The organism is Stomatobaculum sp. F0698, assembly GCF_030644385.1.
In the GTDB taxonomy this organism is placed as follows: domain Bacteria; phylum Bacillota; class Clostridia; order Lachnospirales; family Lachnospiraceae; genus Moryella.
On record NZ_CP130060.1, the window covers coordinates 1,892,601 to 1,905,366 of the forward strand.

The window sequence follows — 12,766 nt, forward strand, 5'->3', positions numbered from 1 at the left end:
CCCGGAGCACGCCGGGCTGTATGAAAGTACAGATTCTTTAATAAAACAGACGGTTCACCGCAGAGAAGATACCGCGGAGCGAGGCCCTCGTGATGTTGCTCGAGATGCCGACACCGTAGGTCGTGCGTCCGCTCTTCTCATCCAGCATGTGGATGTAGGAAGCCGCCTGCGCGTTGGAACCTTGGCGCAGCGCGTGCTCGGAGTAGTCGAGAATGCGAATCTGAAGACCCAGTGCCTCCGCGAGACCGTGGCGCACCGCGTCGATCGGTCCGTTTCCGACGCCCTCAAACTGCCGCTCCTCGCCGTTCAGCGTGTAGGTGCAGACAGCGCGGGTCGAGAACTCGCCCTCCTCGAGGCCGTTGTCCGAAATCACGCACTTCTTGAAGTGTACGGGCTCCTTGCGATCCGGATAAGCGCGCTGGAACTCTGCGTAAATCTCCTCCGGTGCAATCTCACCCTGCTTCTCGGAGAGTGCCTGGATGATGTCCGCAAACTCCTTGTGCATGCCCTTCGGCAACCGGAAGCCGTAGAAGGTATCCATGATGAAGGCAACACCGCCCTTGCCGGACTGGGAGTTGATGCGCACCACCGGCTGATAGACTCTGCCGATATCGCTCGGGTCGATCGGAAGGTAGGGTACCTGCCAGTACGGATTGTTTCGCTCCCGCATGGCCTGCAGGCCCTTGTTGATTGCATCCTGATGCGAGCCGGAGAAGGCCGTGAAGACCAGTTCGCCCGCATAGGGATGACGCGGCGGTATGCTCATCTTCGTGCAGCGCTCATAGACCTCCGCAATCTCCTTCTCGTTCGAGATGTTGAGATGCGGCTCTATGCCTTGCGAATACATGTTGTAAGCCACGGTCAGGATGTCCACATTGCCGGTGCGCTCGCCGTTTCCGAAGAGCGTGCCCTCGACACGGTCCGCGCCCGCAAGCAGCGCGAGCTCGGTCGCCGCGACACCGGTTCCGCGGTCGTTGTGCGGGTGAATGCTAACCACAATCGAATCGCGATTCTTAAAGTGACGCACCATCCACTCAATCTGGTCCGCATAGACATTCGGCGTGTTCATCTCGACCGTCAGCGGAAGGTTGATGATCACCTTCTTCTCCGGCGTCGCCATGCCCCACTCATCGAGAACCGCCTCACAGACCTCGAGCGCAAAGTCGAGTTCCGTCCCCATGAAGCTCTCCGGGGAGTACTCGAGGATGATGTCGTCGCGCCCGAACTCTTTCATGCAGGCCTTAACCGTCTTGACGCCGTCTATGGCAATCTGCTTAATCTCCTCGCGGCTCGCATGGAAAACCACGTCGCGCTGCAGGGTATTGGTCGAATTGTAGATGTGCACAATCGGATTCGGTATACCCTCGATTGCCTCAAAGGTTCTGCGAATCAGGTGCTCGCGGCACTGCGTGAGCACCTGGACATGCACGTCCGACGGAATCATCTTCCGCAGTGCAAGCAGACGGAGGAAGTCGAACTCAATCTGAGAGGCCGCCGGAAAGCCGATCTCGATTTCCTTGAAGCCCAGCTTTAGTAGGAGATTGAACATCTCTGTCTTCTCCTCGACGACCATGGGCTCCACGAGCGCCTGATTGCCGTCCCGTAAATCGACCGAACACCAGATGGGTGCCTTCTCGATTTCACGGTTCGGCCACTCGCGCTCAGGGAAATGAACGACCGGGTTCCGTTGATATCTCTCGATGTGATACATAGTTCCTCCTTCTTGCAAATGGTATAAAGCGAATTACTTCATTGCTGTCATTACTTCTGTCGTACTCTGAGCGGTTCCGGACCAAGCGGCCCTCAATTCTCCGCGACCAGCCCCTCCGAACGGAGCACCTCAACCATGCGCGATACACTTGCGTCGCAGAGCTCGTGGGTCGAGGCCTCAACCATCACGCGAATCAGCGGTTCCGTTCCGCTTGCGCGGAGCAGCACTCTGCCGTCGCCGGCAAGAGCCTCTTCCTCCCGTTTGACCGCCGCAAGTACGGCCGCATTGTTCTCGGCCGCCGCTTTGTCCCGCACCGGGACATTCACGAGGCGCTGCGGATAAATCGTAACCTCGCTCGCAAGTTTCGATAGCGGGCGTTTGGTCTCCATCAGCACTTCCATGAGTTTTAAGGCCGTCACCATACCGTCACCCGTGGTCGCGTATTTCGCAAAGATGATGTGGCCGGACTGCTCTCCGCCGAGGCGGTCGCCGCTCCGCTGCATCTCTTCGTAGACATACTTGTCGCCGACCTTGGTCTTCTCGTAGGCGATGCCCTCGCGCTCCAGCGCTTTGTAGAGCCCAAGATTCGACATAATCGTGGTCACAATGCGATTGTTTGCGAGTTCACCGCGCTGCTGCATGTACTTCCCGCAGATATAGAGGATGCGGTCGCCGTCCACCAGCTCGCCGTTCTCATCGACCGCCAGGCAACGGTCCGCATCGCCGTCAAAGGCGAAGCCGAGGTCACAGTGCTCCCGCTTGACCGTCTCGATCAAATCCTCCATGTGCGTGGAACCGCAGCAGAGGTTTATGTTCGTGCCGTTCGGCTCCGCGTGAATCAAAACCGTCGTCGCACCGAGCGCATCGAACACATTCTTCGCAATGCTGGAAGCCGAACCGTTTGCGCAGTCGAGCGCCACCTTCACGTTCTTGAACGAACGCGTCGCGAGCGAAATCAGATGGCCGATATAGCGGTTTCTGCCCGCCGAGAAATCGGTCGTGCGGCCTATGTGCTCCCTTGCGGCGAGCGGCAATTCCGCCGGCGTACCGTCAATCCACGCTTCGATTGCCTCGATGACGGACTCTTCCATCTTCTCGCCGTTTCCGTTTAGGAGCTTAATGCCGTTATCGTAAAACGGATTGTGGCTCGCGCTGATCATGATGCCGGCATCAAAGCCCTCCGAGCGCACCACATAGGCGACACTCGGGGTCGGCGTCACGTGCAGCAAAAACACATCCGCCCCCGAAGCCGTGAGTCCGGCCGAGAGCGCATCCTCGAGCATGTAGCTCGAGCGACGCGTATCCTTGCCGATTGCGATTTGGCAGCGCTCACCGTTTCCGTGCTTCTGTCCGTAGTACCAGCCGAGATAACGTCCCACCTGATAGGCGTGCATCGGCGTGAGTTCGACATTTGCCTCGCCGCGAAATCCGTCCGTTCCGAAATACTTGCCCATTACGCCTCCTCCCGGAGCAGCTTCAAATAGCGCCGCAGTGCGTCCCGCCAATCGGGCAGAGGCGTAAAGCCCTGTTCCGTCAGCTTATTCTTTGCAAGCCGGCTGTTAAACGGGCGCGCCGCCTTGGATTTTCCGTACTCTTCCGTCGTGACCGGGATGACCTTGGTGTCCATCCCTGCCTCTTCGAAGATTGCCTTTGCGAACTCATACCAGGAGATATAACCGCCCTCGTTGGTCGCGTGATAAGTGCCGTACTTTTCGGTCTCAACCATATCCGCGAGCAACACCGCGAGATCCAAGGTATAGGTCGGCGTACCGATCTGATCGTTGACCACGCGAAGTTCCGGGTGGGTCTTGCCGACGCGCAGCATGGTCTTGATAAAGTTATTGCCGTTCACACCGAAGACCCAGGCAATGCGGACGATGAAATACTTGCTGAGCTGTTGCCGCACCGCCTCCTCGCCGTAGAGTTTGGTCATACCGTAGACATTCTGCGGATCGAAATCGCGGCAGTCCGGCTCCCAGGGCGCTGTGCCCTGACCGGAAAAGACATAGTCCGTGCTGATGTACATCATCTTCGCGTCAAGCTCACGGCAGGCAGCCGCGAGGTACTCGGTGCCGAGCCCGTTGATCTTCTGCACCAACTCCCGCTTGTCGGCATCCTCCGCGTCGTCAACGGCAGTCCAGGCCGCACAGTGAATCAACACCTCCGGCTTTACTTCGCGCATCACGCGTTCCACCGCCTCGCGGTCGGTGATGTCGAGCGAGACATAGGGACAAGTCGTGACCGCCGTTCCGTCCTGCACGCCGCTGTACGTCGCCGCCAAGTCGGAGCCGATTACCTCTTCGCCGCGACGCAGCAGTTCATTCACGACATCGTGCCCCAGTTGGCCCGCGACGCCGGTGACCAGGGCGCGCATCAAAGGCGCTCCCCGTACATGGAGTCAAAATAGTTCCGGTACTCGCCGCTCACAATGTGCTCCCACCAGTCGCGGTTGTTCAGGTACCAGTCGATCGTGACCGGGATGCCTGTGTCGAAGGTGTGCTCCGGCTTCCAGCCGAGCTCGGTCTCAATCTTGGTGGGATCCATCGCATAGCGGAGGTCGTGACCCGGTCTGTCCTTCACGAAGCGAATCAGACTCTCCGGCTTATCCAGCGCGCGGAGTATGGTCTGCACGACCTCAAGATTGCTTCTCTCGTTGTGCCCGCCGATGTTATAGACCTCACCGACTCTGCCCTTGCGGACAACCAGGTCGATTGCGGAGCAGTGATCCGTCACATAGAGCCAGTCGCGCACGTTCTGTCCCTCGCCGTAGACCGGTATCTCCTCGTTGTTCAGCGCACGGCTGATAACGAGCGGAATCAGCTTCTCCGGGAAGTGGTAGGGGCCGTAGTTATTCGAGCAGCGGCTTATGGTCACCGGCAGCCCGTAGGTTCTGTGATAGGCCTGCACAAAGAGATCCGCGGCCGCCTTCGCGCTCGAATAGGGCGAAGAGGTGTGAAGCGGGGTCTCCTCGGTGAAGAAGAGGTCCGGGCGGTCCAAGGGCAGGTCGCCGTAGACCTCATCCGTCGAAACCTGATGATAGCGCTTTATGCCGTAGGTGCGGCAGGCATCGAGCAAGGTCGTCGTGCCGACCACGTTGGTGCGCACAAAAATCTCCGGGTCCGTGATGCTGCGGTCCACGTGGGACTCCGCCGCAAAGTTAATCACAATGTCCGGCTTCTCCTTCTCGAAAAAGTCAAAGACAAAGGCTCTGTCCGCGATATCGCCGCGCACAAAGCGATAGTTCTTCTTGTCCGCAACCGGCGCCACACTCTCCAGATTGCCCGCGTAGGTCAGAAGATCCAGGTTGATGATCTCGTCCTCCGGATAGTGATTCACCTCGTACTGCACGAAGTTGCTGCCGATAAAGCCTGCGCCACCTGTCACTACTATTTTCATCTCTCTGTCCTCTCTGCGCCTTTTTTACTGCACCAAGTACTTGCCGTCCAGAACGTCTCGCAAGTACTTGCCGTACTCGTTTTTCCGCATGGACTCTGCCGCTTCCGCGAGCTGCTCGCCGGAAATCCAGCCGTTTAAGTAGGCAATCTCCTCGAGACAGCCTATTTTTCTGTGCTGATGGGTCTCAATCGTATAGACAAAATTGGTCGCCTCGACGAGGGAGGCGTGGGTCCCCGTGTCAAGCCAGGTGAAGCCCTGCCCGAGCAGGTTCACTTCCAACTCGCCCTTCTCCAGATAGAGGCGGTTTAAGTCGGTAATCTCAAGCTCACCGCGCGCACTCGGCTTTAAGCTCTTCGCAAACTCGACCACGCGGCGGTCATAGAAGTAAAGTCCCGTCACGCAGTAGTTCGACTTCGGCTTCTCCGGTTTCTCCTCAATCGAGACCGCCCGTCCCGTCTTGTCGAACTCGACGATGCCGAAGCGCTCCGGGTCGTCCACGTAGTAGCCGAACACGGTTGCGCCCTGCTCCCGTCCCGCGGCGGTGAGCAGCTGCTCTTTCAGGCCGTTGCCCGCGAAAATATTGTCGCCGAGTATCATTGCGACGCGGTCGTCGCCGATAAAGTCCTCGCCGAGCAGAAAGGCCTGCGCTAAGCCGTCCGGGCTCTGCTGCACGGTGTAAGAGAGCGAGATGCCGAACTGACTGCCGTCGCCGAGCAGCGCCTCAAAGCGCGGCGTGTCCTCCGGCGTCGAGATAATCAGAATATCCCGTATGCCCGCCGTCATCAAGACCGAGAGCGGGTAGTAAATCATCGGTTTGTCGTAAACCGGAAGCAGCTGCTTACTGGTGACCTTGGTCAGCGGATAGAGCCGCGTGCCGGACCCTCCGGCGAGTACAATTCCCTTCATCTTGTCTCTCCCTGTGCACTGTTTTTTCGGATGACGCCTGTTTTCTGCTGTTGTTGTTTGTCCGATCAGAGGCCGCTGCCGAGCGGCGTCGGCTTCACCGGATTGCCCGCAGCATCCACCTCATAGCAGTAGAGTATGGTGCGCGCGTCGCTGAACTCATAGGAGCAGGTGACAAAGGAGAAGAGCTTATCGATGCCCTCCGCCGGAAGGTCGCGGAACTCGCAGCCCTTCGTCATCTGGTCCACATAAGCGTTGAATTCGCGGCGATCCGAGAAATCAATGCGGCGTTTATCCTCGCCCGCATCGGTATAGAGCGAGGCAAGCGGCTTTAATATATAAGTGTGCTCCGGCGTGTAGAGATATACGCGCGTATGCTCCTCAAAGAAACTTTTTCTCTTGAACGAAATGAGCGGCGTGAACATGGTGCCGTTCTTCATGTGATGTCCGTAAATCAGGTTCTGCAGCTTCGAGAAATCCGCCGTGTCGTCGCCGTCCAGGAAAACGCCGTCGTAAGAACCCTCGCGCCCGTCGATATCGCGGCGCAAATAATATTCGTTGTCCGCTTCCCGGTGCAGGATCGGATAATTGACCACCGTTCCCGGCACATAAATCCACCCGACCACATCCGGATTCTTTGCCTTGAGCGCCGCAAAATCGATGACGCGCTCCGCATCCGAATCCTGTACCGGTGCGGCCGCAGCCGTGCTCTCCGCCGCAGCCGTTGTCTCGGCGCTGCTGCTCGGAGCCGCCGCTTCGACCGTCGGCATCTCCGCATATTTCTTCAGATGTGAGTTGCGATCCAAAAGCCGCTTTCCGTTTGCCGCACCGAGCAAAAGGATGAGCGCCAGCAGCGCGGCGTGCGACTTATTTCGCTTCTTCTTTTCCTCCATATTCCTCCTGTGGCAGTTCTATTTTTCTTCGCCAAAAAAGCGCAGCACAAGCATAACTGCGCTTTTTTACTATATCACTCTTTTGTTATCACTTCTATATATTTCTTAACCTGCCAACAGGGCTGAATCCGCTCCGAGACGCTCGTGTCAAGGGTCTCTCCGCGCCAAGCCGCGAGGTGCATTTTGACCGCCGGAAAGCCCGCCCGCTCCGAAAAGCCGACGCCGCCCGAAAAACGCGGATTGCACTCGAGGAAGTGATATCTGCCGCCCGCATCTTTGATAAACTCAAAGTTTACGCAGCCGATCAGATCAAGTTCCGCCGCGAGTTCCCCGCAGATTGCCTCGAGTTCGCTGTCGCGGAACACCTGTACCGAGAGGCCGGCCCCGCGCTGACTTCTGAGATACTCTTCTCTTGCGAGCGCCACGGTGTTGCCCGCCCGGTCTCTCACCGTATCCACACAGACCACGCGGCCCGAGACAAAGGGCTGTGCGAGATAGCCTTCCGCCCGGCCGAGCATGCGCAGCTCAAGTAGCGCGCGGGTCAGCGCCTCACGGTTTGCGATGCGGAACACGCCCTCGGAGCTGCGGCCGTTGTCCGGCTTCAAGATGAGCGGCATGTGGCGGAGCAGCCACTGCTCTCTCTCCTCCTCCGTGCGGTGCGGCACCTTGAAGGTCGGAATGGTCGCAAAGCGCTCATTCCCCGCGCGGCGGAACACCGCCTCGGCCGCCTCCTTGCTCAGGCGCTTTCTTCTTGCATTCACCAAGCACTCACCAGAGGGCGCCAGCAACTCTGCCTTGCCCAGTGCCTCGCCCGCCTCTCCGAGCACGTCGAGTTCGGCATCCGTGAGCGGCAACACGCCGTCAATCTCTTCTTTTTCTTCCAGTATCTTTGCGAGCTGTCTTAAGTACTCCTCCCGCTCGTCATAGCGGGGCAGCCTATAAAAAGCATCTACCTCCGTGCTCTCCGAGAGCAGCTCCGCCGCGTTCAAATCCGTGCCGACTACATAACAGCCGCTCGCCTTGAGCTCCCGAATCACGGCAGCCGCCGAAAACGAACCGATTGCCGTCACCAATATACGTCTCAATTCTCTTGTCTCCATTTCAAAATCCCTCTGCGCCCTGCGCTTGAATTCCAAATTTGACTGTGTTAGGCTAAAACTTTACCATATTCATATAGAATGTCAATCGAAGAGCCTCTCCCGAGGCCCCTTTCAGCAATGAGGAGAAACAAAATGGAAAAAATCACCAGTTTTACCGTGAATCATTTGGACCTGGAACCGGGCGTCTATGTCTCCCGGAAGGATGCGGTTGGCGGCGAGACCGTCACGACCTTTGACCTCCGCCTGACCGCGCCGAACAAGGAGCCGGTAATGAACACCGCGGAAATTCACACCCTTGAACACCTCGGTGCGACCTTCCTTCGGAACCACAGCGAATTCGGCGACAAGGTGCTCTACTTCGGCCCCATGGGCTGTCGCACCGGCTTTTATCTCCTGCTCCGCGGCGACTATGAATCCGCGGATATTCTGCCCCTGCTCCGCGAACTCTTTCTCTTTACGCGGGATTTTCGCGGCGAGGTCCCGGGTGCTGCCGCGCGGGACTGCGGAAACTATCTCGACATGAATCTCCCCATGGCAAACTGGGAGAGCGCCCGCTACCTGGAGCGCGCCCTAAACGCGCCGAAAGCGTCCCAGCTCCGCTATCCGGAGTGAGATTTTCCCTTTTGTAAGAAAACCGTCAGAATTACAAGGCGCTTTTTGTATGCCCTTGTTGACAATTTATGTTAAGATATTCTGAACTGAGTTTTGCAACTTGTTTTCCATGAGGAGGTACTTCAAATCATGAAATTAAATCTTAAGCGAGGCGCAGCCATAGTGCTCACCGCCTCTATGACCTTACAGGCCCCCGTCCCCGCCCTCGCAAAGGTGGTGGGACGCAGTGCAAACCCGGCTGCCTACAGCACTTCTTCCGGCAGCGCGGAGCTCACGGCGCCGGAGAGCACCGAAACCGCAGCTCCGGCAAGCGATAACAGCACAAGCGGCGCGGAGACTTCCGCACCCGCCTCGACCGAGACCGCGGCTCCGGCAAGCGACGGCAAGCCCGAAATCGGCAGCAGCGCGACGAGCCTCGACGAGACCCAGAATGCGGCGCAGAGCGGCAGCCAGTCCGCAAGCCCCGCTTCGGATGCGACCAACCCGGACACCAAGTTCCCGTCCAGCACCGCGCAGTACACCGCAGCTTACACCGCGACCGAGAAATCGGTGAACTCCGACTACAGCCTGCCGGGCAGCGCAGAGTTTGCGGGCAACCCGGGGCGCGATGACCTCTCTTCGATTTTCGAGAACGCGGGCTTTGAGGCACTCGGCACCGGCAACACCCCGGCGGACCCCATTCTCAACCAGGTGCAGATTGCGACCTACCAGATGCGCGATGCGGCCGGCAATGTGATCGGCGACACCGCGACGAATAACCCGGGCAAGGGTCTCTTCTCGGCAAACGGCTTCTCAAAGTTCTACATGATTCACTCCGGTGTCGCACGCATGTACTACCGCGTCTACACCGACCAGCACGGTTGGAGCCCCTGGGCATCTTCGAAGGAAATCACGCCCTACAACGAGGACGGCGCAAAGGTTCAGGCCATCCAGATTCGCGCAAAGGGTATGGCGCACCGCTACAACGATGTCTACTACAAGGTCATGCTGAACGACGGCACCGTCCTTGACTGGGCAAAGAACGGCCAGACGACCGGCACCATGGGCTCCGACCGCTACATTGTCGGCATCCGCGTTGGCTTCTGGCACAACACCGAGCACTTCCCCTATGCTTCGAAGAACCTGATGGTCGGCAAGTACGAAGGCGCTTACCGCGACGGCACGGGCGTTCACTACTCCTCCCACAGCGGCACTCCCTATACGGGCTGGGGCTTCCTCGACAATGTTCAGCACTACTTCATTGACGGCGAGCCGGCACGCGGCTGGCACTATGTCGACGGCTACAAGTACTACTTCAACAACGACGGCTCTGTCGTGACCGACATGGAGACCATCCTGGGACCGCAGGCTTCCTACCAGATCAACTACAACCAGGGAACCCGCACCATGTACATCATGGCGAAGGATGGCGACAAGGGCTACATCATCCCGTACAAGACCTTCAACTCGACGAGCGGCCCGGATACGCCCATGGGCAACTTTAAGATTTATGCGAAGTACGATGTCAAGTACATGCACGACGATGTCCCGGCGGCCATCTACTGCAAGTACTTAAACCGCTTCTACAACGGCTTCATCATCCACTCGATTCTCTACTACAGCGCGAAGCTTGAGCTGGATGCGATTACCTTCAACTACATTGACGACGCGGCGTCCGGCGGTTGCCTCCGCCTGCTCACCGGTTACTCCTACTGGGTCTACAAGAACTGCGGCAACGGCACCGTGGTTCACATCTACAACGACCCGTGGAACAAGGGGCCGATTGAGAAGGATGCGATCGAAGTCCCGATTCCGCGCGACCAGAAATGGGATCCGACCGACCCGAGCTCCGGCGAGGCGCAGGCAGCTCTCCAGGCAGCGGCGCAGCTTGAGCAGCAGAAGGCAGCTGCGGTTGCGGCAGGCCAGTTGAAGCTCACCGCAGAGGAGCAGCAGCTCGCGGACGAACTGAAAAAGAACTAAAGCGCGTTTCAAAGCGCACACAGCGACGCAAAACGCGGCGCGGGAATATCTCCCGCGCCGCGTTTTCTTTTTGTAGCTTTCGTCTTTCAACTGCTCTTACTTCATCGCGTCCAGTATCGCATGAATTTCGGGCTTACTCCGCTTTAACGAGATGAGCCTGTGTTCCGCATCGAGGTAGCAGTGTTCGCTCTCACCGGTACAGCGGAGCTCTCCGCTTGCCTTCTCCGTTACCCGATAGCGAAGCCGCATGCGCGCGCCGTTATACTCCGCAATTTCGACCGCAATCCGGAGTATCTCCGGAAAGCGGGACATCATGTGATACTTCGCCGTGACCGAAACCACCGGGCTGATTACGCCCGCCGCCTCCATCTCCTCATAGCCGAGCCCGGCCTCTTCCATGGCCGCGGTCCGCGCCTCCTCAAACCAGCGAATGTAGTTCGAGTGGTGCGCAATCTGCATCTGGTCTGTCTCGTAGTACTGAATCTTGTGATCCCAAACGTAAGTCTTTCCCATGTTTCCTCCGGCGCAGGCGGAAACGCATGTTCTTTTACCCGCGCTCCTGCTATACTAGCACATAGTTGGGCGCATGGGTCTTTCAATTTTCGAAAGGAGGTCGCGCTTGTCCCGCATCATCTTTCACATCGATGTCAACTCCGCCTTTTTGTCCTGGAGCGCGCTCGAGCGGCTTGAACAGAATCCCGACAGCGTTGACCTCAGAACGATACCCTCTGCCGTTGCGGGCGATGTTGCCTCGCGCCGCGGGGTCGTGACCGCCGCCTCTATCCCCGCAAAACGACTCGGCGTGAAGAGCGGCGAACCGGTCAGCGCGGCGCTCCGCCTCTGCCCGAACTTAGTTCTGGTCGCTTCGAATTTTTCCTATTACCGCCGAAAATCCGTTGCCTTTCTCGAGATTCTTAACCGTCACAGTTCCGCGGTGGAGCAGTTTTCAATCGACGAGGCCTTTCTCGATATGAGCGCGCGCTTCTCGGACCGCAGGCGGGAAGAAGCCGCGATACGCGCATGTGCGGCGGCCATTCAGACAGAAATCCGAGAGACCCTCGGCTTCACAGTCAATGTCGGCATCAGCGAAAATAAGCTCCTCGCCAAGATGGCGAGCGATTTTGAGAAGCCTGATAAAATCCACACGCTCTGGCCCGAGGAACTCTCCGCCAAATTCTACCCGCTCCCCATACGCTCCCTCTTCGGAGTCGGCGGACAAAGCGCCGAAAAATTGCTCCGCTTCGGCATTCACACGATAGGCGAGGCCGCCGATACGCCCTGTGAGGTCCTACAGCGCATTCTGGGACCGAGTGCCGGGAAATCCGTCTATCAGAGCGCGCGCGGCATCAACCACGCCGCCGTGCGGCGGGAGCGGCCGCAGGCAAAGAGTCACTCGGTGGAGCGCACGACAACGACAGACATCGAGAAACGCAACGCGGCGACCGAGCTCCCGCCCCTTCTCTCGGAACTTGCGGAAGAACTCTCATCGCGCCTCAGAAAAGCAAACGTTCGCGCCGAGACGCTCGTGATTATCGCCAAAACAAGCTCCTTTCAGCGCCACACGCGCCAGCAGCGCCTCCTTGTCCCGAGCAACGAAAAAGAAGTACTCGAGGCGAGCGCCCGCGAGCTCTTCTCTGCCCTTTTGGAGGGCGAGGAGGGTCTGTTCTCAAAGCGGGAGGCCCTGCGCCTCGTCGGGATCGGCGCCGCCCGCCTGGAAGACCCGCAATATCAACAGCTGTCCCTCTTCTCCCTGCCGAGTCCATCGGAAGTGCGGGAAGCAAAGCAGCGCGCGGCGGAGGCGGCGGCCGAGGCGGAAAAACGTGCCGCGGCGGAGGCCGCCAAGGCAGAAAAGCGCCGAAAGCTCGGCGAAATGCAGGCCGAAATTTCCGCGCGCTACGGAGACAAGGCTTTGCTTCGCGGCGGGGCGCTGCTCTCCGCCGCACACAAAGAAACACAAAACGCGCAGTCAGTGCCGGAGCAGAAGGGACAGCATAGCGCCGAGCTCTGATACGGAACCGGCGATACGACTCGTCCTAACGCAGCGAGACCCGGTGAAATGTCCGGCAAGTACAAGACTGCACTTATCTCCGAATTGCAAATGATCGAGTGCCTCTCGAACCTCTCGGAATACCGAAGTCTCATTTGAAGCGGACAAAAGCATGAACAGATACATACCGAAACAGGAAGGAAAC

General features: G+C 58.4%; 11 protein-coding genes. 3 read left to right on the plus strand and 8 right to left on the minus strand.

What is annotated here, in order from left to right:
* Positions 1–37: 37 nt before the first annotated feature.
* From leuA to QU660_RS08630, 7 genes are all read right to left on the minus strand, one after another.
* Positions 38–1,711, minus strand: a complete 1,674-nt coding sequence (leuA, locus tag QU660_RS08600) for a 2-isopropylmalate synthase (RefSeq protein WP_304946112.1) — start codon at positions 1,709–1,711, stop codon at positions 38–40.
* Positions 1,712–1,803: 92 nt separating this feature from the next.
* The gene (gene glmM, locus QU660_RS08605; protein ID WP_304946113.1) at positions 1,804–3,165 is read right to left on the minus strand and encodes a phosphoglucosamine mutase; all 1,362 of its coding nucleotides are present in this window, start codon (positions 3,163–3,165) and stop codon (positions 1,804–1,806) included.
* Entirely contained in the window at positions 3,165–4,085 is a 921-nt protein-coding gene (gene rfbD, locus QU660_RS08610; RefSeq protein ID WP_304946114.1) for a dTDP-4-dehydrorhamnose reductase, read from the minus strand. The genes glmM and rfbD overlap by 1 nt, the downstream gene beginning before the upstream one ends.
* Positions 4,085–5,107, minus strand: a complete 1,023-nt coding sequence (gene rfbB / locus QU660_RS08615; protein ID WP_304946115.1) for a dTDP-glucose 4,6-dehydratase — start codon at positions 5,105–5,107, stop codon at positions 4,085–4,087. The genes rfbD and rfbB overlap by 1 nt, the downstream gene beginning before the upstream one ends.
* Before the next feature lie 24 nt (positions 5,108–5,131).
* Positions 5,132–6,013 carry a glucose-1-phosphate thymidylyltransferase RfbA gene (gene rfbA / locus QU660_RS08620; RefSeq protein WP_304946116.1) on the minus strand — a complete coding sequence of 294 codons (882 nt, stop codon included), beginning with the start codon at positions 6,011–6,013 and terminating at the stop codon, positions 5,132–5,134.
* A gap of 65 nt (positions 6,014–6,078) precedes the next feature.
* Positions 6,079–6,903 carry a class B sortase gene (locus QU660_RS08625; protein ID WP_304946117.1) on the minus strand — a complete coding sequence of 275 codons (825 nt, stop codon included), beginning with the start codon at positions 6,901–6,903 and terminating at the stop codon, positions 6,079–6,081.
* Between the two features lie 74 nt (positions 6,904–6,977).
* On the minus strand, positions 6,978–8,003 hold the full coding sequence (locus QU660_RS08630; protein WP_304946118.1) for an ATP-grasp domain-containing protein: 1,026 nt from the start codon (positions 8,001–8,003) through the stop codon (positions 6,978–6,980).
* A gap of 132 nt (positions 8,004–8,135) precedes the next feature.
* Between QU660_RS08630 and QU660_RS08635 the strand changes: the two genes are divergently transcribed.
* Together QU660_RS08635 and QU660_RS08640 are read left to right on the plus strand one after the other, a co-directional pair.
* Positions 8,136–8,615, plus strand: coding sequence for an S-ribosylhomocysteine lyase (locus tag QU660_RS08635; protein WP_304946119.1), 480 nt, complete (start codon positions 8,136–8,138; stop codon positions 8,613–8,615).
* 129 nt (positions 8,616–8,744) lie between these two features.
* Positions 8,745–10,574: a L,D-transpeptidase family protein gene (locus QU660_RS08640; protein WP_304946120.1), complete on the plus strand. Its 1,830-nt coding sequence runs from the start codon at positions 8,745–8,747 to the stop codon at positions 10,572–10,574.
* Positions 10,575–10,670: 96 nt separating this feature from the next.
* On the opposite strand, the gene QU660_RS08645 is transcribed toward QU660_RS08640, so the two are convergent.
* Positions 10,671–11,087, minus strand: a complete 417-nt coding sequence (locus QU660_RS08645) for an acyl-CoA thioesterase (protein ID WP_304946121.1) — start codon at positions 11,085–11,087, stop codon at positions 10,671–10,673.
* 106 nt (positions 11,088–11,193) lie between these two features.
* On the opposite strand from QU660_RS08645, the gene QU660_RS08650 reads away from it, so the two are divergent.
* The gene (locus QU660_RS08650; protein WP_304946122.1) at positions 11,194–12,582 is read left to right on the plus strand and encodes a Y-family DNA polymerase; all 1,389 of its coding nucleotides are present in this window, start codon (positions 11,194–11,196) and stop codon (positions 12,580–12,582) included.
* Positions 12,583–12,766 lie beyond the last annotated feature (184 nt).